The organism is Ruegeria profundi (assembly GCF_020171505.1).
Classification (GTDB): domain Bacteria; phylum Pseudomonadota; class Alphaproteobacteria; order Rhodobacterales; family Rhodobacteraceae; genus Ruegeria; species Ruegeria profundi.
Genome location: NZ_JAIUZS010000004.1, coordinates 183,135 through 202,907 on the forward strand (window position 1 = coordinate 183,135; position 19,773 = coordinate 202,907).

Annotated in this window: 21 protein-coding genes and 2 tRNA genes; 13 read left to right on the forward strand and 10 right to left on the reverse strand. The window is 57.3% G+C overall.

The window, feature by feature from the left end; genetic code table 11:
- Nucleotides 1–4: 4 nt before the first annotated feature.
- Nucleotides 5–508 carry a division/cell wall cluster transcriptional repressor MraZ gene (mraZ, locus tag LCM21_RS11200; RefSeq protein ID WP_224890687.1) on the reverse strand — a complete coding sequence of 168 codons (504 nt, stop codon included), beginning with the start codon at nucleotides 506–508 and terminating at the stop codon, nucleotides 5–7.
- Nucleotides 509–1,416: 908 nt separating this feature from the next.
- On the opposite strand from mraZ, the gene LCM21_RS11205 reads away from it, so the two are divergent.
- Nucleotides 1,417–1,641, forward strand: coding sequence for a DUF1127 domain-containing protein (locus tag LCM21_RS11205; protein WP_068336363.1), 225 nt, complete (start codon nucleotides 1,417–1,419; stop codon nucleotides 1,639–1,641).
- A 516-nt stretch (nucleotides 1,642–2,157) separates the two neighbouring features.
- On the opposite strand, the gene LCM21_RS11210 is transcribed toward LCM21_RS11205, so the two are convergent.
- A complete protein-coding gene (locus tag LCM21_RS11210) occupies nucleotides 2,158–4,551 on the reverse strand; it encodes an ATP-dependent helicase (RefSeq protein ID WP_224890688.1) in 2,394 nt (797 codons plus the stop codon).
- A gap of 342 nt (nucleotides 4,552–4,893) precedes the next feature.
- Here LCM21_RS11210 and LCM21_RS11215 point away from each other — a divergent pair, with 342 nt between their 5' ends.
- The 3 genes from LCM21_RS11215 (at nucleotide 4,894) to LCM21_RS11225 (ending at nucleotide 10,069) form a co-directional block, all read left to right on the forward strand.
- Nucleotides 4,894–6,030 carry an alpha-hydroxy acid oxidase gene (locus LCM21_RS11215; protein WP_224890689.1) on the forward strand — a complete coding sequence of 379 codons (1,137 nt, stop codon included), beginning with the start codon at nucleotides 4,894–4,896 and terminating at the stop codon, nucleotides 6,028–6,030.
- A gap of 145 nt (nucleotides 6,031–6,175) precedes the next feature.
- Nucleotides 6,176–9,613, forward strand: a complete 3,438-nt coding sequence (locus LCM21_RS11220) for a pyruvate carboxylase (protein WP_224890690.1) — start codon at nucleotides 6,176–6,178, stop codon at nucleotides 9,611–9,613.
- 72 nt (nucleotides 9,614–9,685) lie between these two features.
- Nucleotides 9,686–10,069, forward strand: a complete 384-nt coding sequence (locus LCM21_RS11225) for an MAPEG family protein (protein WP_224890691.1) — start codon at nucleotides 9,686–9,688, stop codon at nucleotides 10,067–10,069.
- Nucleotides 10,070–10,084: 15 nt separating this feature from the next.
- On the opposite strand, the gene LCM21_RS11230 is transcribed toward LCM21_RS11225, so the two are convergent.
- Nucleotides 10,085–10,237: a hypothetical protein gene (locus LCM21_RS11230; protein WP_224890692.1), complete on the reverse strand. Its 153-nt coding sequence runs from the start codon at nucleotides 10,235–10,237 to the stop codon at nucleotides 10,085–10,087.
- A 149-nt stretch (nucleotides 10,238–10,386) separates the two neighbouring features.
- Here LCM21_RS11230 and LCM21_RS11235 point away from each other — a divergent pair.
- The 3 genes from LCM21_RS11235 to LCM21_RS11245 all read left to right on the forward strand — a co-directional run bounded on the left by LCM21_RS11235 (nucleotide 10,387) and on the right by LCM21_RS11245 (nucleotide 11,518).
- Nucleotides 10,387–10,461 (forward strand) — tRNA-Gly (locus LCM21_RS11235).
- 33 nt (nucleotides 10,462–10,494) lie between these two features.
- A tRNA-Gly gene (locus tag LCM21_RS11240) sits at nucleotides 10,495–10,569 on the forward strand.
- 82 nt (nucleotides 10,570–10,651) lie between these two features.
- A complete protein-coding gene (locus tag LCM21_RS11245) occupies nucleotides 10,652–11,518 on the forward strand; it encodes a GNAT family N-acetyltransferase (protein WP_224890693.1) in 867 nt (288 codons plus the stop codon).
- On the opposite strand, the gene LCM21_RS11250 is transcribed toward LCM21_RS11245, so the two are convergent.
- Nucleotides 11,515–11,754 carry an Lrp/AsnC family transcriptional regulator gene (locus tag LCM21_RS11250; protein ID WP_068335738.1) on the reverse strand — a complete coding sequence of 80 codons (240 nt, stop codon included), beginning with the start codon at nucleotides 11,752–11,754 and terminating at the stop codon, nucleotides 11,515–11,517. The two genes, LCM21_RS11245 and LCM21_RS11250, sit on opposite strands and share 4 nt — an antisense overlap.
- A 154-nt stretch (nucleotides 11,755–11,908) precedes the next feature.
- Here LCM21_RS11250 and hisB point away from each other — a divergent pair, with 154 nt between their 5' ends.
- Entirely contained in the window at nucleotides 11,909–12,496 is a 588-nt protein-coding gene (hisB, locus tag LCM21_RS11255) for an imidazoleglycerol-phosphate dehydratase HisB (protein ID WP_224890694.1), read from the forward strand.
- A complete protein-coding gene (gene hisH, locus LCM21_RS11260) occupies nucleotides 12,497–13,135 on the forward strand; it encodes an imidazole glycerol phosphate synthase subunit HisH (RefSeq protein ID WP_068335743.1) in 639 nt (212 codons plus the stop codon).
- 3 nt (nucleotides 13,136–13,138) lie between these two features.
- On the opposite strand, the gene LCM21_RS11265 is transcribed toward hisH, so the two are convergent.
- Nucleotides 13,139–13,540, reverse strand: a complete 402-nt coding sequence (locus LCM21_RS11265; protein WP_068335745.1) for a DUF2147 domain-containing protein — start codon at nucleotides 13,538–13,540, stop codon at nucleotides 13,139–13,141.
- Nucleotides 13,541–13,675: 135 nt separating this feature from the next.
- Here LCM21_RS11265 and hisA point away from each other — a divergent pair, with 135 nt between their 5' ends.
- Nucleotides 13,676–14,398 (forward strand): 1-(5-phosphoribosyl)-5-[(5-phosphoribosylamino)methylideneamino]imidazole-4-carboxamide isomerase, encoded by a 723-nt coding sequence (hisA, locus tag LCM21_RS11270; RefSeq protein WP_224890695.1) that lies wholly within the window; start codon nucleotides 13,676–13,678, stop codon nucleotides 14,396–14,398.
- A 332-nt stretch (nucleotides 14,399–14,730) separates the two neighbouring features.
- On the opposite strand, the gene LCM21_RS11275 is transcribed toward hisA, so the two are convergent.
- A complete protein-coding gene (locus LCM21_RS11275; RefSeq protein ID WP_224890696.1) occupies nucleotides 14,731–15,123 on the reverse strand; it encodes a DUF302 domain-containing protein in 393 nt (130 codons plus the stop codon).
- A gap of 576 nt (nucleotides 15,124–15,699) precedes the next feature.
- On the opposite strand from LCM21_RS11275, the gene hisF reads away from it, so the two are divergent.
- The 3 genes from hisF to LCM21_RS11290 all read left to right on the forward strand — a co-directional run bounded on the left by hisF (nucleotide 15,700) and on the right by LCM21_RS11290 (nucleotide 17,415).
- Nucleotides 15,700–16,461: an imidazole glycerol phosphate synthase subunit HisF gene (gene hisF, locus LCM21_RS11280; RefSeq protein ID WP_224890697.1), complete on the forward strand. Its 762-nt coding sequence runs from the start codon at nucleotides 15,700–15,702 to the stop codon at nucleotides 16,459–16,461.
- The gene (locus LCM21_RS11285) at nucleotides 16,458–16,775 is read left to right on the forward strand and encodes a phosphoribosyl-ATP diphosphatase (RefSeq protein WP_224890698.1); all 318 of its coding nucleotides are present in this window, start codon (nucleotides 16,458–16,460) and stop codon (nucleotides 16,773–16,775) included. The genes hisF and LCM21_RS11285 overlap by 4 nt, the downstream gene beginning before the upstream one ends.
- Nucleotides 16,776–16,848: 73 nt before the next feature.
- A complete protein-coding gene (locus tag LCM21_RS11290; RefSeq protein WP_224890699.1) occupies nucleotides 16,849–17,415 on the forward strand; it encodes a hypothetical protein in 567 nt (188 codons plus the stop codon).
- A gap of 2 nt (nucleotides 17,416–17,417) precedes the next feature.
- Here the strand turns inward: LCM21_RS11290 and LCM21_RS11295 are convergent, their stop codons facing one another.
- From LCM21_RS11295 to rlmB, 4 genes are all read right to left on the reverse strand, one after another.
- On the reverse strand, nucleotides 17,418–17,888 hold the full coding sequence (locus tag LCM21_RS11295) for a CoA-binding protein (protein ID WP_224890700.1): 471 nt from the start codon (nucleotides 17,886–17,888) through the stop codon (nucleotides 17,418–17,420).
- Nucleotides 17,889–18,086: 198 nt separating this feature from the next.
- Nucleotides 18,087–18,539 carry a YHS domain-containing (seleno)protein gene (locus LCM21_RS11300; RefSeq protein ID WP_224890701.1) on the reverse strand — a complete coding sequence of 151 codons (453 nt, stop codon included), beginning with the start codon at nucleotides 18,537–18,539 and terminating at the stop codon, nucleotides 18,087–18,089.
- A 106-nt stretch (nucleotides 18,540–18,645) separates the two neighbouring features.
- On the reverse strand, nucleotides 18,646–18,927 hold the full coding sequence (locus LCM21_RS20860) for a hypothetical protein (protein WP_224890899.1): 282 nt from the start codon (nucleotides 18,925–18,927) through the stop codon (nucleotides 18,646–18,648).
- Between the two features lie 14 nt (nucleotides 18,928–18,941).
- Complete coding sequence (rlmB, locus tag LCM21_RS11310) at nucleotides 18,942–19,715, reverse strand: 23S rRNA (guanosine(2251)-2'-O)-methyltransferase RlmB (protein ID WP_224890702.1); 774 nt, start codon at nucleotides 19,713–19,715, stop codon at nucleotides 18,942–18,944.
- Nucleotides 19,716–19,773: the final 58 nt, after the last annotated feature.

Below are 19,773 nucleotides of genomic sequence, written 5' to 3' on the forward strand. Positions count from 1 at the left end.
GCCGCTACGCCTCCCCGACGCCATCTAGGAATTCGAGGGGGTCAAAGTCCTCAGGCTGTTCATCCAGCCATTCCTCGGCTGCGGCAAGCTCTTCCGACTCGTAAGTTTCGGGCTTCCAAATCTGAAACGTGTCGCCAGCAGCAATAAAAAACGCCTCGCCCTCTAGCCCGATCTTAGTCCGCAGCTTGGCCGGTAGAACAAGACGCCCTGTCTCATCGACTGTGGTGGGAAAAGACTGCCCGTGAAACATGCGCTGCAGCATTTTTCGTTGCATCGAGCCGCGCGGCAAGGCGTCAATCTTCTCATCGACGTCGTCAATCGCCTGCATGGTATAACATTCAAGGAATTTCCGCCGGTGGTCCCCGTACACAATTACAAGCTCTGGATTGTCTCCGGGCTGCCAATTGGGGTCCGACGATTCAAGCACGCGGCGAAAAGAGGCCGGGATCGAGACCCTGCCCTTCGTATCCACCTTGTGGTGGCTTTCACCTCTGAACCTGCGCGCCAAGACGACTGTCCCTTTCGCTTGCGCCCCACCAAATCTTCACGTCCCCCGGATGAAAAACGGCGGGTTGATCTGCTGCCACTGATCAACCCGCCGCATTAACCCGCTGTGCGGGATGTCCAGCTGCGCGCGCCACCTGGGGGGATGTCTGCTCGCCCGCGCGCCGGATCTCTGAGTGATGAAAGCGAGATGCCTGTATGAAACCTGTTTTTTTGGTTCGGGGTCGTTTGGCGCCCCATGTGCCTCGTCCTCATCTTATGATTAAGGGATGACATGGGAATTCATGGAAATCAACAAAAACTTTTGCCAATACCTGCATGCGTTGCACCATAACTGAAGCTGACCCAAATGAAAACTAGCCAAGTTAGACTACATTTGGTTAAATTTCCCCCAAGATACACAACTGGTAGCGAAATTGTATCCGTATCCTACATTTCCCACAATTTCCCACTTTTTTTTAAAAGATCATGAGATTCTCCCACTCAAGTGTTCAAAACTGTCCCTAAATGCGTCGAATCACCCCCAGGCCAACGCGCGCAGACAGCAAAACCACCGGATATTTACGACACGCCCATAATTTCCCATGCAGACAGTTACCCGACATCGGTACGAAATCTCGCGTTTCACCGGATTCTCAATTTGCCCAAATTTCAAAGCAACGCGCGTAAAGAAAAAGCAATCTTTAACTCCCCGGTTGCCGCAGGCGTTTGCGTTAACTGCATGGATTGGCCTAAAACCTATATTTTAAAGGCACTTATGTCCATTTTCGACCAACGCGTTGATATCTATGCATTTGCTGCATAGCAGCATTGACCATGTAGGCTGTTGTGCAAGCGCAGCATTCCCTTATCTTCAGTCTCAAGCAAACGCCGGAACACATCGGCAAGAACGAAACTTATCGGGTAACGCAGATGGCAGCAGCAACACATCAAACCGTACTTAAAGGCGCACCGGCGACTGGCTTGTCGTCACTGATCGACGTCGCGAAAGCCCGCTTCCTCCGGTACCGCATCTACCGTCAAACAGTTAACGAACTGTCCGTATTGTCGAACCGCGAGCTGGCCGATCTTGGTCTGCACCGTTCGATGATCCGTCGGATGGCAATGCAGGCGGCAGAAGACTACGTCGCGTCCTAGGCGCGCACTGACATACCGAGATCAGGTCCTTCTCCTCCCTTTTGGACCTGTATTTCAGCGGCGATATCTCTCCTCCTCCCTGATATCGCCGCAATTATACCGGCCCAGGATGCCGGACACTGACACACCGGGTACTCCTCCTCCCTTTCCCGGTGTTGAAAGAGCGCGGCGACGTCTTCCTCCTCCCTGACGTCGCCGCGTCCTTACAGATACCGGGGCTAAACCCGGGTTCAGATGCATCGGGGCGTTTCTCCTCCCTGCCCTGATGTTCAAAGCGCGCGGTGACGTCCTCCTCCTCCCTGACGTCACCGCGTCTTGATAGATACCGGGTCAAACCCGGGTTCAGATGCATCGGTGTTCTCCTCCTCCCTTGCCCTGGTGTTAAAAAAACGGCGGCGTCCCTCCTCCCTGGGAACCGTCGTTTTTCATTTCTCAGGCACGAAAAAAGGCGCCACGGCCAACGCCGGGCGCCCATCACAAAAATCGAGCATGTGCCGAAAGGCACATTCTATTTGGTTAAAAAGGCACGTCGTCCTTGGCGGACAGGAATCGCGAGACCACTTTCTTGATCCCCGCTTTGTCGAAATCCACTTCGACCTTGTCCCCTTCGATGCCGATCACCGCACCATACCCGAATTTCTGGTGAAACACGCGTTCACCCATCGTAAAGCTGGCCACCGCAGTTGCGTCGATCACCGTATTGCGGCTTTCGCGCGGCTGAGAGGTGCCATACTGCCCTTTTCGCGCCTGCATCCGCTTCCACCCCGGGGAGTTATAGACATTCGCTTCAGCCGCGCGGGTTTCGATCCCAGCCGTGGGTTGACCACCGCCGTAAAGCCCCGGAGGTGTTAGCACTTCAACATGATCTTCGGGCAATTCGTCGATGAACCGTGACGGCATTGCGTTCTGCCATTGCCCAAACACGCGCCGATTTGCAGCAAAAGATATCGTACAGACTTCTTCCGCACGGGTGATCCCGACATAGGCCAAACGCCGTTCTTCCTCGAGCCCCTTGATCCCGGATTCGTCCATGGACCGCTGAGAAGGGAATAACCCGTCTTCCCACCCCGGCAGGAAAACAGCCGGAAACTCCAACCCTTTGGCTGCGTGCAAGGTCATGATCGAGACCTTGGCCCCGTCGCCCTCCTGCTCATTATCCATGACCAGGCTGACATGCTCCAGAAACCCTTGCAGGTTCTCGAAATTATCCAGCTGGTTCACCAGTTCTTTCAGATTTTCCAGCCGCCCAGGAGCCTCAGGCGTCTTTTCGTTCTGCCAATGGGCGGTGTAACCGGATTCGTCCAAGATGATCTGCGCCAGTTCAATATGCGAGACCTCAGGCTCTCCAAACCGCATCGGGGCGCCGTCATCAATGACCGAGTCATCGTCCACCTCGATCCGGGACCCGCGCGTCATCGCGTTCCACCGCGCCAGCCCGTCAGTCAACTCACGCAGCGCTTTTCCGCCCTTGCCCTTGATCAACCCATTGTCGACCGCAATACGCGCGCCGTCGACCAGTGACACGCCATGCTCGCGTGCAGTCATTTGGATCGTCTGCTGCGCCTTGTCACCGAGACCCCGTTTCGGCGTATTTACGATCCGCTCGAACGCCAGATCGTCGCCGGGGCTGACCACGAGCCGGAAATAAGCCATGGCATCGCGGATCTCCATCCGCTCATAGAACCGGGGGCCGCCGATCACCTTATAGGGCAGACCGATGGTCAGGAACCGATCCTCAAACGCGCGCATCTGGTGCGAGGCGCGGACCAGAATGGCGATCTCATCCAACCCAATGGGCCGCATACCGCGCGTCCCGCCCTGCATCGCGTCGATCTCTTCACCGATCCAGCGGGCCTCTTCCTCGCCATCCCAATGACCGATAAGCCGAACCTTTTCGCCCTCTTCAGCGTCTGTCCAAAGCTCTTTGCCCAAGCGGCTTTCATTGCCCCGGATCACATTCGACGCGGCGGCCAGAATATGCGGGGTCGAGCGATAGTTCTGCTCCAACCGAACAACGTAGGCACCGGGAAAGTCCTTTTCGAAGCGCAGGATGTTACCCACTTCGGCCCCGCGCCAGCCATAGATCGATTGGTCGTCATCGCCTACGCAACAGATATTTTTATGCGCACCGGCCAGAAGGCGCAGCCATAGATACTGCGCGACATTGGTATCCTGATACTCGTCCACAAGAATGAACCGGAACCAACGCTGGTATTGTTCCAGCACATCCTGATGTGTCTGGAAAATCGTAACCATGTGCAGCAGCAAGTCGCCGAAATCCACTGCATTCAACTCGCGCAGCCGGGTCTGGTACTGCGCGTAAAGCTCAATACCCTTGTTGTTATAGGCTCCGGAATCAGCCACAGGCACCTTATCGGGTGTCAACGCGCGGTTCTTCCAGTCGTCGATGATCCCGGCAAGCATTCGCGCAGGCCAGCGTTTATCATCAATATTCGCCGCCTGAACCAACTGCTTGAGCAAGCGCAGCTGATCGTCCGTATCGAGAATCGTGAAGTTGGATTTCAGATCGACCAACTCGGCATGACGGCGCAGCAGCTTGACGCAGATCGAGTGAAATGTTCCCAGCCACGGCATTCCTTCCGCCGGCTGCCCAAGCAATCGACCGACCCGCTCTTTCATCTCACGCGCAGCTTTGTTGGTGAAGGTCACGGACAGAATTTCGTTCGGACGCGCTCGGCCAGTGTTTAGAAGATGCGCAATCCGGGCCGTCAGCGCCTTGGTTTTTCCCGTGCCCGCACCAGCCAGCATCAGAACCGGCCCTTCCAACCGCTCGACTGCTTCGCGTTGCGCCGGGTTCAGTTCGTCCAGATAAGGCGTGGGGCGTGCAGCCATGGCACGCGCGGATAATGATGCGCCCTCAAAGGCGTCCATTTCGTCGAAACTGCTCATTCGCCCAAACTACGCTGGAAACGCCGCAAGGGAAAGGGTTTGTTCACGGCTTGTTCGCACAATACTGAAAAAAACCCGTCGCATTTCTGATCAATACACCGGGTTTTGCCTGAACCTACTTCACTCCCTTTGCGCCGGAGTACGTGACGGGCCTGGGTTCTGCCAGCTGGCGCGCATAAATCTCTGGGCTATGCATAACAGGTCGAACAGCACCCGGTTTCATCCGGCCTCCGTCGGCACAGTGTTTTGACATCAATAGCCCAAAGGCCCGCTCGTGCATCCTTTCTGGTGGCAGCAGTCTGAAAACCTTGCAGAATCGCGCAACAGGTCGGATCAATTCATATGGACCTTCACAGCTCATTCCCCGGCATTGCCGACCTGAAGCGCCGCGCACGGCGCAGGGTGCCGCATTTTGTATGGGAATACTTGGCAAGCGGCACCGGGACCGAGGCCACCATGCATCGAAACCGGGCTGCTTTGGATGATGTCGAGTTTCTGCCCTCGATCCTGCATGGCCCAATCGAATGTAAGACTGGCACGCGGTTCCTTGGTAGGGACTTTCCCCTGCCCTTCGGTATTGCGCCTATTGGGATGTCAGGGCTGATCTGGCCGAATGCGGAACACTTGCTGGCGCAAGCCGCCGCAGAGGCGGACGTGCCCTATACCCTGTCGACCGTCGCCAGTCAGAGCCCCGAGGACATGGCGCCACATATTGGACAGAATGCCTGGTTCCAGCTTTATCCGCCAAAAGATCCCGAAATCCGTACTGACATGCTGAACCGCGTCAGAAGTGCTGGTTTCACCACACTTGTGTTGACCGTAGATGTTCCCGTCGCCTCTCGTCGGGAACGGCAGGTGCGATCCGGCCTGACCAATCCGCCCAAACTCACCCCGAGGCTACTAGCACAGATTGCCCTGCGTCCCACTTGGGCCTTGGGGATGGCGCGAAACGGGATGCCGCGGATGCGGACGCTCGACAAGTATATCGACAGTCACAGCGCCCGCTCGCCAACGGCGCATGTCGGCTATCTGCTACGCACCTCACCGGATATGGATTACGTGAACTGGCTGCGTGATGCCTGGGACGGACCTTTGATTGTCAAAGGTGTGATGCGCGCAGAAGACGCTGACCGGCTGCAACGGGCAGGAGTTGACGCAATCTGGGTTTCGAATCACGGTGGCAGGCAGTTCGATGGCGCCCCGGCCAGCATTTCCGTGCTGCCCGCCATTCGCGCGGCCACGAACCTGCCGCTTATCTTTGACGGTGGCGTCGAAGGCGGCCTGGACATTCTGCGCGCGCTGGCCCTTGGGGCAGATTTTGTCATGCTGGGGCGCGGTTTTCTCTATGGCCTCGCTGCTTTAGGGGCACGTGGACCGGCCCATGTCATCGACATTCTGAGACAGGATATGCAGGCGAATATGGGGCAGATGGGGTTGGCGCAACTGAATCAGATTAAGACACATGATCACGCCGATTGATGCTGCAATGCAGAGCGGGTAAGAAGTTACCGCTAACAAGCGGCGTTTGCGAGCGTTAACATGCCGGTTCTACCCAGAACGACTGATATACGTGCGCTTATTGTCCGCCTATGACACGGCCAAACAAAAAAGACCGGGACCCGATATGACCGATTTCAAAAAGATATTGATAGCCAACCGCGGCGAGATTGCGATTCGCGTGATGCGTGCGGCGAATGAGATGGGTAAGAAGACCGTTGCGGTTTACGCCGAGGAGGACAAGCTGGGCCTGCACCGGTTCAAGGCGGATGAGGCGTATCGGATTGGTGAGGGGTTGGGCCCGGTTGCGGCCTATCTGTCGATTGACGAGATCATTCGCGTGGCCAAGCAATGTGGTGCGGATGCGATCCATCCGGGCTACGGTTTGCTGTCGGAGAATCCCGATTTCGTGGATGCCTGTGTCCAGAACGGTATCACCTTCATCGGCCCCCGCGCCGAAACCATGCGCGCGCTTGGTGACAAGGCCAGCGCACGTCGGGTTGCGATCGCGGCAGGCGTTCCGGTGATCCCGGCGACCGAAGTGCTGGGCGATGACATGGATGCCATCCGGGCCGAAGCTGCGGAAATCGGCTATCCGCTGATGCTCAAGGCGTCGTGGGGCGGCGGCGGGCGCGGCATGCGCCCGATCCAGTCCGAGGATGAACTGGAGGAGAAGGTTCTGGAAGGCCGCCGCGAAGCCGAGGCCGCATTCGGCAATGGCGAGGGCTATCTGGAAAAGATGATCACCCGCGCGCGCCATGTCGAAGTGCAAATTCTAGGCGACAAGCATGGTGAGATTTACCACCTGTATGAACGCGACTGTTCGGTCCAGCGTCGGAACCAAAAGGTCGTGGAACGCGCCCCTGCCCCGTACTTGTCCGAGGAGCAACGCGCCGAGATCTGCGAGTTGGGCCGCAAGATCTGCGCTCATGTGAACTATGAATGCGCGGGCACCGTCGAGTTTCTGATGGATATGGAAACCGGCAAGTTCTACTTCATCGAGGTAAACCCGCGCGTGCAGGTGGAACACACCGTCACCGAGGAAGTCACCGGCATCGACATCGTTCAGGCGCAAATCCTGATCGCCGAGGGCAAGACGCTGGCCGAAGCCACCGGTGCGGCCAGCCAGGCGGATGTGCATCTGAACGGCCATGCGCTGCAGACCCGGATCACCACCGAGGACCCGCAGAACAACTTCATCCCCGACTATGGCCGCATCACCGCCTATCGCTCGGCCACCGGCATGGGCATCCGTCTGGATGGCGGTACGGCCTACGCCGGGGGTGTGATCACGCGGTATTACGACTCGTTGCTGACCAAAGTCACGGCATGGGCGCCAACGCCCGAAAAAGCCATCAGCCGGATGGACCGGGCGCTGCGCGAGTTCCGTATTCGCGGCGTCAGCACCAACATTGATTTTGTCATCAACCTGCTAAAGCACCCGACCTTTCTGTCGAACGAATACACTACCAAGTTCATCGACACGACGCCGGACCTGTTCACCTTCAAGCGCCGCCGCGACCGGGGCACCAAGGTGCTGACCTATATCGCGGATATCACCGTGAACGGGCACCCCGAGACCAAAGACCGGCCCGAGCCGCGCGCCGACCTGAAAGAGGCCAAGCCCCCTGCGCTCAAGGCCGAACCCCAGATGGGCACGCGCAACCTGCTGGAGCAGAAAGGCCCGCAGGCGGTGGCCGACTGGATGAAGGCGCAGCGGCAATTGCTGATCACCGACACCACCATGCGGGACGGGCACCAATCGTTGCTGGCCACCCGGATGCGGTCGATTGACATGATCCGCGTGGCGCCCACCTATGCCGCCAACCTGCCGCAGCTTTTTAGCGTCGAATGCTGGGGCGGCGCGACGTTTGATGTGGCCTATCGCTTCTTGCAGGAATGCCCGTGGCAACGTCTGCGCGACCTGCGCGAGGCGATGCCGAACCTGATGACCCAGATGCTGCTGCGCGGGGCAAACGGCGTTGGCTATACCAACTACCCTGACAACGTGGTGCAGGAATTCGTGCGCCAGGCCGCGCAGAATATCGATGTGTTCCGCGTGTTCGACTCGCTGAACTGGGTCGAGAACATGCGGGTGGCGATGGATGCGGTCGTTGAAAACGGCAAGATTTGTGAGGGCACCGTTTGCTATACCGGTGATATCCTCGACCCGGACCGTGCCAAGTATGACCTGAAATACTATGTCGGCATGGCGAAAGAGCTGCGCGACGCAGGCGCACATGTGCTGGGCCTGAAAGACATGGCGGGCCTGCTAAAGCCGGCCTCGGCTAAAATCCTGATCCGCGCGCTGAAAGAAGAGGTCGGGCTGCCGATCCATTTCCACACGCACGATACGGCGGGCATCGCCAGCGCGACCATTCTGGCCGCATCCGAGGCGGGCGTCGACGCAGTGGACTGCGCGATGGATGCCTTTTCGGGCAACACATCCCAGGCAACGCTGGGCACCGTAGTCGAGGCGCTGCGTCATACCGAGCGGGACACCGGCCTCGACATCAAAGCGATCCGCGAGATCAGCGATTACTTCGAGGCGGTGCGCGGCCAGTATGCAGCGTTTGAATCCGGCCTGCAGGCCCCGGCCTCCGAGGTGTATCTGCATGAGATGCCGGGCGGTCAGTTCACCAACCTCAAGGCGCAGGCGCGCTCCTTGGGTCTGGAGGAACGCTGGCACGAGGTTGCCCAGATGTATGCCGATGTGAACCGGATGTTCGGGGATATCGTTAAGGTAACGCCGTCCTCAAAAGTGGTGGGCGACATGGCGTTGATGATGGTCAGCCAGGGCCTGACGCGTGCGGACGTTGAGAACCCCGGAACGGATGTGGCCTTCCCCGACTCGGTCATCGACATGATGCGCGGCAATCTGGGCCAGCCTCCGGGCGGGTTCCCCGACACCATCATCAAGAAGGTGCTGAAGGACGAAGCCCCCAATACCGAGCGCCCCGGCAAGCATGTGCCGCCCGTCGACCTGGAAGCCACCCGCGCCGAGCTTTCCGGACAATTGGAAGGGATGCAGGTCGACGATGAGGACCTGAATGGCTACCTGATGTATCCCAAGGTGTTTCTGGATTACATGGGCCGCCACCGGATCTACGGCCCGGTCCGCACCCTGCCAACCAAGACCTTCTTCTACGGTATGGAACCCGGTGAAGAGATCACAGCCGAGATCGATCCCGGCAAGACGCTGGAAATCCGTTGTCAGGCCATCGGCGAGACCGACGAAAAGGGTGAGGTCAAAGTGTTCTTCGAACTCAACGGTCAGCCTCGCGTGATCCGAGTGCCGAACCGGATGGTCACATCGGCCACGCAGGCGCGACCCAAGGCCGAAGTCGGTAACCCCAACCATGTGGGCGCACCGATGCCCGGTGTGGTTGCAACAATCGCCGTGACAGCCGGTCAACAGGTCAAGGAAGGCGACATGCTGCTGACCATCGAAGCCATGAAAATGGAAACCGGGATCCACGCCGAACGCGACGCGACAGTTAAGGCTGTCAACGTCCAGCCCGGCGGTCAGATCGACGCCAAGGATCTGCTCGTCGAACTGGAATAAATGGTTCGACTTTACCAGGAACTACCGGCCGCTCGGGGAACCGGGCGGCTTTTTGCGCAGAAGGAAGAACTAATGCTGACTATATCCCCCATCTACGCCGCGCTTCTGGCGATCCTCTACATCGCCCTCAGCGTGAGAGTCATCAGCCAGCGCTTCAGCGACAAAATCTCTTACGGCGACGGGGGCAGCAAGAACATGATCAAAGCCATCAGAACGCATTCCAACTTCGTCGAATACACGCCTTTTGCGTTGCTGCTGATCGCCATGGCCGAACTGCAAAACGCAGGAGGCCTACTCTTGAATTTGCTTGGGCTGACATTACTGGCCGGTCGTGTTTTTCACGCATATGGCTTTAGCCGCACCCCTCAGATCGTGATTTTACGCCGCATGGGAATGCTGCTGACATTCACCGCCATACTGGTTGCTGCCATAACGAACCTTGCGCTGGCAATGTGACGTGCGTGGCAGGGCTTAACCCGCCAAAATCCGCGTCTCAATCGGTGGGGCTTGCATGAGAATCGGTTCCACCTTGACCACCTCGTTCTCATCCCGGACACAGATCACGGTTGTCAGCACGATTAGTGCCGCCAGAAGGGCCGTTTTTATATCTGCACTGCGTGTCATCTTCCTCTCCTCGAACCGGCCAATTCAACAACGGTCATAGTCTTTCACGTGTGGCGCGGGGATTTCCGTCGAAAGATTTTTCCGGCTTTTTGTGTTTTTCCGCTTGCAGGCTTGCGTGGGAATTTATACATCCCTCCTCACTCAACGGCGCGGGCGTAGCTCAGGGGTAGAGCATAACCTTGCCAAGGTTAGGGTCGGGCGTTCGAATCGCCTCGCCCGCTCCATTGAGAGGTCTTTGGACCACATATGTATCTGATGCGGGCGTAGCTCAGGGGTAGAGCATAACCTTGCCAAGGTTAGGGTCGGGCGTTCGAATCGCCTCGCCCGCTCCAGATACCAAAACTCCAATATAGCCTAGCGTATACGCTGTCTGTGCGCCATTCTGGCGGTACTACGCAACACAGGACATTCACCTTGTCTGAATATGTCATCCGCCCGCTAACTGCTGATGAACTACAGATGGCTGTAGATTGGGCCGGACGCGAGGGGTGGAACCCCGGACATCATGATGCTGCATGTTTCCACAGCACTGATTCCGGCGGGTTTCTGGGCGGTTTTCTGGATGGTGAGATGATCGCCTCGATCTCTGTCGTCCGCTACGACGATACATTTGCATTTCTTGGGTTCTACATCGTTCGGCCCGAGTTTCGCGGTTCTGGCCACGGGCTGGAAATCTGGCGGCATGCGCTGGCAATTTGCAATGCGCTCAACATCGGATTGGATGGGGTCGCCGATCAGCAACACAATTATCGCAAGTCGGGCTTTGCCTTTGCCTACAACAACTATCGTTTCTCCGGAACTGCACGGGACATACTGGCCAAACTGGAAACAGGGCCGGTTGCTCAAATCTCTGATCTTTCCAGCTTTTCAGATGACCTGAGGGCTTATGATCGCAGTCTGTTCCCCGCGCCGCGCGATGTATTTCTTGAGCATTGGCTGAGTGCATCTGGCCATGTCTCAAAAGTGTATGTCGATAGTGGCAGGATAAGGGGGTATGCCACACTACGCCGCTGCCTTCATGGGTACAAGGTTGGCCCCCTGTTTGCGGACACAGGTGAGATCGCAAAGGCGTTGCTTGGCGCAGTTCTTGGCACGCTTCCTGAGAGACAGGGCGCACATGAGGTATTTGTGGACGTGCCTCAGCCCAATGCATCGGCCATGGCATTGGCGGACGAACTTGGGCTGAGCAAGGTGTTTGAAACGGCGCGGATGTATTCGAATCACGAACCAGATATCGACCTGAACCGCATCTTTGGCGTTACGACGTTTGAGCTGGGCTAAAACGCCTTGAACGTCATTGTGGTCAGGGACCGTTCGATATTTGGAATCACCAAAAGGTTTTCGGTGATGAAATGCCCCACATCCTTGTCTTCCGGGATGTAAAGTTTCAGCAGCAGGTCGTATTCACCGCTGGTCGAATAAAGCTCGGAGTGGATTTCGCGCAAGGCGATTTCTTCGGCAACCTTGTAGGTGGTGCCGGGTTTGCAGCGGATCTGGATGAAAACGCAGGTGGACATGGGCCGTGCCTTGTTGGTTGAATTGCTGGCAGGCTGGCATGGGGCGCGCGCGGGCGCAATCCCCTGCAACAGTTTGCACTGATTACCACGTGCGGTCTGGATAAGCCGCCCCAACCCCGTCTATAAGCGCGCCTGTAGCAAAAGGAATTCGCCCATGCGCAGCGCAAAGATCAGCCGTCAGACCGCCGAAACCGAAATCTCGGTCGAGGTCAATCTGGACGGCGCAGGCATATATGACAACCAGACAGGTGTCGGGTTTTTCGATCATATGCTGGACCAGTTTGCGCGCCATTCACTGATCGACATGACGATCCGCGCCAAGGGCGATTACCACATCGACGATCATCACACGGTCGAAGATACCGGCATCGCGCTGGGTCAGGCTTTGACACAAGCCCTTGGCGACAAAAAGGGTATCCGCCGGTATGGCGAGTGCCACCTGCCTATGGACGACGCACAGGTTCGCTGTGCGCTGGACCTGTCGGGCCGCCCGTTCCTGATCTGGAACGTGGACCTGCCGACACCCAAGATCGGCTCGTTCGATACCGAGTTGGTGCGCGAGTTCTTTCAGGCGCTCAGCACCCATGGCGGCATCACACTGCATGTCGACCAGTTGCACGGCTTTAACAGCCACCACATTGCCGAGGCTGCCTTTAAGGCCGTGGCCCGTGCCCTGCGCGTGGCGGTTGAGACCGACCCGCGCAGGGCCGATGCGATCCCGTCCACCAAAGGTGCGCTGTAAATGCTGACAGCCATCATTGATTACGAGAGCGGTAACCTGCACTCGGCCGAAAAGGCATTTCAACGCATGGCACGCGAGGTGGATGCGGGTGAGGTTGTTGTGACCTCGGACGCGGATGTTGTTGCGCGTGCCGACCGTTTGGTTCTGCCGGGCGACGGTGCGTTTCCGGCCTGCGCCGCCGAATTGCGCGGACATAAGGGCATCTATGACGCCATGGTTGAGGCGGTTGAACAAAAAGGCCGACCGTTTCTGGGAATCTGCGTTGGTATGCAACTGATGGCCACGAAGGGCCATGAATACTGTGAAACGGACGGGCTTGACTGGATCGCTGGCGATGTGGTGCGGATTGAACCGTCAGACAAAGCGCTGAAAGTCCCCCATATGGGTTGGAATGATCTGGTGCTGGAAAGCGACCACCCCGTGTTTAGCGGGGTCAACTCCGGCGATCACACCTACTTTGTCCATTCCTACCATTTCCGGGTAAAAAACCCGGCTGAGCGGTTAGCTTACGTGGACTATGGACAAGAGGTCACGGCCGTGATCGGCCGCGACACCATGGTTGGCATGCAATTCCACCCCGAGAAAAGCCAGGATGTGGGCCTGCGTATGATCGGGAATTTCCTGAACTGGGCGCCCTAAGCCTTATTGAACGCGAGTCCAGGTCTGCCCGCGGCAGATCAGGCCACCGGCGACACAGCCTTTGACGGTCAGCTCGTTCTGGCCGTCCAGCGTCATCTTCGAGTTATATGTCTTGTCCCGGTCCGGGGCCCAGATCTTGCCATTGTCATAGCTGCCGCCGCCTTCCGGGATCATATCCCAGATGATCTGCTTGCCTAGGTTCTCATATTCCAACTGCTCGTTCCCATCCGCGTCAAAGGCGGTATCGATGGTGCCGCAAATGGCGCTGCCGCATTCGGCAATCGTGACGTGCAGATAACCGCCGGTATCCCCCGGAGCGGTCTTCCACAGCCCGTCGACAGGATCGGCGGCCAAGGCGGTTGTTGCCAGCACTGCCAAACCCGCCGCAAGAGTAAATGTTTTCATGAGTGTCTCCCTGTTTTGTGGCCAGTCTGGCCCGCCATTCGCCACCGGGCAAGATTGACTTTGCGTCGCGTTGCATCCCCTACCCTGCATGTGCGATACGCCGCGCGAGTAACCTCTGACATAGGGCCGCATAACATGATCCTCTACCCCGCCATCGACCTAAAAGACGGCCAAGCCGTGCGCTTGCTGCGCGGTGAAATGGACAAGGCCACCGTTTTCAACGACGACCCGGCCGCGCAGGCCCGTGCCTTTGTTGACGCAGGGTGCGAATGGCTTCACCTTGTGGACCTGAACGGTGCCTTTGCAGGCGAGCCGGTGAACGCCGCGCCGGTTGAAGCAATTTTGAAGGCCTGCAATGTTCCCGCACAGCTTGGGGGCGGCATTCGTGACATGGCCACGATTGAGACCTGGATCGACAAGGGTCTGGCGCGCGTCATTCTGGGCACCGTGGCGGTTGAGAACCCCGACCTCGTGCGAGAGGCTGCAAGAGCCTTCCCGGGCAAAGTTGCCGTTGGCATCGACGCGCGCAATGGCTTGGTTGCCACCAAAGGCTGGGCTCAAGAAACCAACGTGCAGGTCACCGATCTGGCGCGCAGCTTCGAAGATGCAGGCGTTGCTGCCATCATCTATACGGACATCAACCGCGATGGTGCGATGCAGGGTCCAAATGTCGAAGCTACCGCAGACCTGGCGCGGGCTGTATCGATTCCGGTGATCGCTTCGGGTGGCGTTTCATCGATCGCTGACCTGATCGCGCTGCGCGATTGTGGCGTCGAACTGAACGGAGCGATATCGGGGCGCGCGCTCTATGATGGCGCGATTGACCTGAAAGAGGCGTTGTTTACGCTAAAAAGCTAATCCTAACTGTGACACCGGGTTGGAACATTCGCTCCCCCTGCCTCCAACGGCTTGGAAAGAATGTCTCGGCTTTACCAGAGTGCGGTTCTTTCAAACAGGAAAGATAGAATTTCCAACGATCAGCTCAGCGCGCGCCCGTGCACACAGCGTTCTTTGGCTTGAGTGATACATCAGCGCCGGATTTGCCGCCTTCAAGGTAAGCTGTCCTTTTCCCCTGCGTGCGACGATTCTCGCAAGGCCCGAAAAACGAAAAAGCCCCATAGTCCTGCAATCAAGCAGATTTCGAAGGGTGGGCTGTGCCAACAAGCCGTGTTGCCAGCACAGTCGATCAACTATTGCGCCGCGATTGACGTCAGCTTTGCCAGCGCCCCCCGCATCTTTTCAATGACCGGGGATGCATCAACACCGTCTAGATCATCCATAGTCTCTTTGGGGTCTTCATAGGCCAACCAAACCTGACCGTTTTCGTCCTCGTATGCCTGCACTTTCAGCGGCAAGAATAATCCGGCACGCGGATCAATCTGCATGGCGGGCGTACCCATCGCGGGGTTGCCGAAGATCAGCACCTGGTTGGCTGGAATGGTCAGCCCAACCTTTTCGGCCCCGGCTGCGTGATCGACGCGTGCAAAAACAGTTGCGCCAGCATTACCAACAGCCGCCTCAAACGCATCCAGCGCCTCTGACACCGATTTGTCTGTGCTAACCTTGATGATATCGTCTGCCATAGCTGCGACGGTTCCTCCTAAAACGAAAACAGTTGCCAAAATGAAACTGTGCATCTCATTAATCTCCCGCTGAATTTGGGCGTAAACTTCCCGGGTTTGAATGGTCTTGCAATCACAAGTCCGGCATCACCGACGCGGTGTTTGCCTGTGGCGTCATCTGATTGACCCGTCCAAGAAAACTGGCCCTCGAATCGATCTCAGATCGTAAACAATTTTGGACAAACTTGCAGAGTTTGCACAGATCGAACTCAAAGAAGTGGGATGCCCCGCCTACTTCTGTGTCACAGACCTTATGCAATTCCCCTGCATCTGATTATCCAAGAAGCGATCCAATTTTAGCCGAGCCGTGACAAAAGCCGCATCGACGCATTTGTCGAAGACGAGGAGTGGCAGCCTTTGGTTGCGGACGGTCGGGTTCCTTGGACAGATGACAAGGCCAACCTGTTGTCAGCTCTCAAGATACTGCGCAACGACTGACTGAAGGACAGGCATCCGTCGTTTGGCCGGTGTCACGCTGTTCGGCACTGGCATCGGCGGGGCATTATCGTTAGAGGTGCGGCAACAAAGGATGCCGCCATGCTAAAAACTCGCATCATACCCTGCCTCGATGTCGCTGATGGCCGTGTGGTTAAAGGCGTGAACTTCGTGGGCCTGCGTGATGCAGGCGACCCGGTGGAATCGGCCAAGGCCTACGACGCCGCCGGCGCGGATGAGATTTGCTTTCTGGACATTCACGCCACCCACGAAAACCGAGGCACCATGTTCGACGTGGTTCAACGCACGGCCGAGCAGTGTTTTGTCCCTCTGACTGTAGGCGGTGGCGTGCGCACCAAGGAAGATGTTCGGGCCCTGCTTCTGGCCGGAGCGGACAAGGTAAGTTTCAATTCTGCCGCAGTGGCAAACCCGGACGTGGTCGCCCAGGCAGCGGATCAATTCGGAAGCCAATGCATCGTCTGCGCCATCGACGCCAAGACCGTCAGCCCCGGTAAGTGGGAGATTTTCACCCATGGCGGTCGCAAGCCCACCGGCATCGACGCCGTGGAGTTTGCCAAAACTGTCGTCGCCAAAGGCGCAGGTGAAATCTTGCTGACCTCGATGGACCGGGACGGCACCAAGGCCGGGTTTAACCTGCCGCTGACACGCGCCATCTCGGATGCGGTGGATGTACCCGTGATCGCTTCGGGCGGGGTGGGCAATCTGGATCATCTGGTCGAAGGCGTGACGCAAGGTGGCGCAAGCGCGGTTCTGGCAGCCTCGATCTTTCACTTCGGCGAATATACGATCCGTGAAGCCAAGGAACACATGGCCGCTGCGGGCATCCCGATGAGGTTAACATGAGCATTCTAAGCGATCTCTCCGCCACCATCGAGGCCCGCAAGGATGCTGATCCCGACTCCAGCTGGACCGCCAAATTGTTGGCGAAAGGTCCCGAAAAATGCGCCGAAAAATTCGGGGAAGAGGCAGTAGAAGCCATCATCGAAGCCGTCAAGGGTGACAGGGCGGGCCTCACAGCCGAAGCGGCGGATGTGCTATATCACTTGCTGGTCATGCTGGCGGCACGCAATGTCGCGCTGGATGACGTCCTGAACGAGTTGGAACGGCGGAAAGGGGTCAGCGGCATCGCAGAAAAAGCTGCGCGCCCCAAGGGCTGAACGACAGGGTTCCGTCAACTCGTCCTCACCTTTATGATCAGGTTTGACAGTCAACGGATCATAGGGCCAAGGGATGATCAGGATTATGGCAGCTATGCTGGCCTTTGCGACGCTGACCGCATGCGCGGCCCCGCCCCCGTCAACCGGGAACGAAGTGCAGCGACTCGCCAGTGAAATCCTCAGTCTTGGGCCGGATGTTGACCCGGAAGAGGCAAACCGTGCCTCTCAGATCGCCTATTCCTATACGGCGCAACTGGTGCAGGAATACCAAATCACTGACCCCCCGTTGATCCACAACGCCAAGGTCAACAAGGGCCTGCGCCCGCGGGGGCTGTGCTGGCACTGGGCCGAGGATATTGAGCGCCGGCTCAAGCAAGAGAACTTCCAGACGCTCGAATTGCATCGCGCCATCGCCAATGCGGACAACCCGTTCAGGATCGACCACAGCACCGCGATTATCAGCCGCAGAGGCGAAACACTGTATGACGGTGTAGTGCTGGATCCCTGGCGATACGGTGGGGTGTTGTTCTGGTCTCCGCTGGTGGAAGACACGAAATATGAATGGGTGCCGCGTGACGCCGTGTTGCAGCAACGCCGCGTCGAGCAATATGGTGAGCTTTTACCCTACGTCAGTGAGTAAGATCAGATTTTGGAAGAGATCACGCCGGTCGCAAATCCACCCATGCGCAGTTCACCAAACAGGCGTTGATACTCGATTTTTGGGCATCTGTTCATGATCACGTCCATACCCTGACCTTGCGCCTTGGCGGCGGCATCGGCGTTTTCCACCCCGATCTGCATCCAAACCGTGCGTAGTTTTGGCAGCACGTCCAAGGCTTCGTCGACGATTGGCGGCACCGCCTCGGACCGGCGGAAGATATCGACCATATCAACCGGCTCGGAAATCTCAGACAATGAGGCGCGCACGGTCTGACCGAACAACTCTTTCCCCGCATGGCCCGGATTGACCGGGATAACCGTAAACCCTTTCAACGATAGATACCGCGCCACGTAATAGCTTGGCCGCACCGGATTCATCGACACACCAACTACAGCGACCACCTTGGTACGCTGCAGAATCTCTTTCAGATATTTATCAGGATACTCTGTCATCGCCGCACCATATTCTGGCAAACCAAAAGAAAAAAGCGCCCAGGCCGTGCCTGAGCGCCAGTTGTTGGAACGAGGGACAGTGAAATGACCCGCGGCAGTTCCGTTCCGCGGTCACTGTGTCATTTAGGCATATGATCAGAGAAAAAAAGAGGTTGAGCAAATTTTTGTGATGACAATTCACAAAAATCGACAATTTGCTCATTTGTTGTGAAGAATTCCGGGCCAATGCGCTTCGGCCTTGCGGATATACTCAGCCGAGTCGGTGCGCCACATCCGTTCAACTTCCAATGAATGGGTCATATACAGCCGTCCGCCAACGACTTGCCAGGCCATCGGGTCAGAACCGGTTAGTGATCCGTGGGCCATTGCGTAAGCGCAGTAGCCACCGAACTGAGGCGCAAAGGCGCGTGGATCACGCTCGAATGCCTCACGGTTTTCGGCGGTTGAGAATTGCCATTTAGCCCCCCGCCACACAACTGCGTGTTCCGATTTGCCTTGAATAGGCGCATTCGCGTCAAAGTATGACACCACGTCATACCCCGCCATAGCCGCGTCTTCTGCAACAAAGAAAAACGGCATATCCTGCGCTGTGGCGGCAGGTGCGATCATGGAGGCGGCCGCTGCGGCCAACAGAAAACGACGAGTAAGCATGGCAGAAATCAATTTGATCCTTTCAAATAATCAAATTGCAATTCTTGCGCCTTTGCGAAACCCCAGTTAACGGGTTTGTGATCATCAAAACGACTCTGAGGCCGCTTTAATCAAAGATATCCTCGACGACATCCCATGCCTCTTCCAGAAAGCGAGAAAAAATGGCCTTTCTCTTCTTCTTTTTGTTCTTCCGGTATGCCGTGGGCGCGTTCTTGACGTCTCGTTTTATCTTTTCGTCGTTCAGCTTGCGCTTGGGCACCATTTTGATGTCATGCAGCGGCGCCCCACAACTTGAACAGCTTAGTTCGTGGCGTTTCTGCCCCCTCAGAACCAACGCAGCGCGGGTCCCACAGTAACAGCAGGTGACGATTTTGGACGGGCTTGGAATGGGGGCTCTCCTGTCTACTTGTGCCTTGAGGCATATAGGGCGATTGCGGCTGCATTTGAGACGTTAAGCGACCCAAAACCCCCGGCTGCGTCGATTTTCACCAGTTGATCAACAGTTTCCTTGGTTTTTTGCCGCAGGCCTGGCCCTTCGGCCCCTAGCACCAGCGCAACTGGCTGATCCAGCTTGCCACCCAAGGCCGTTTCAATGGTCTGGTCGGCCTCTCCATCCAGCCCCAGCACCAGGAAACCCATGTTTTGTAACTCAACAATTTTATCCGCCAGATTGCGGACCCGAAGATAGGGTTGACGCTCCAGCGCGCCGCTGGCGGTTTTGGCCAATGCACCCGTTTCGGGCGCCGAGTGGTGCCGGGTGCCGATGACCGCACTGGCCCCCAATACTTCGGCCGAGCGCAGGATCGCCCCGACATTGTGAGGATCTGTTACCCGATCCAGCAAAAGCACGCGTGGATGCTCACGGCCAATGCAGTTTTCCGCCAAACCGCCCCACTCCAGAGGTTTGACCTCAAGAGCAGCGCCCTGATGAACAGAGCCCGGATCAATCGGCGCAGTAAACTTGCGCGGATCAACCATTTCGGCCTCAATCCCCGCAAATTCAATGGCTTCGGCCAATTTGTCCCGCGCATTCCGCGTGACGATCAGGCGCAACTTCTGCCGGTTGGGGTTCATCAACGCGTCGCGCACGGCGTGTATGCCGAACAGCCAGACGGTTTCCGCTGCTGCCGCCTTGCGCGCCTGTTCCTTTTCGACGACCCATTTGGGTTTCTTCATTTCATGGGCCTCCGGGCCGGGACTTCGGTTTCCTGCGTCAAAGCGAAATTTTCCTGTT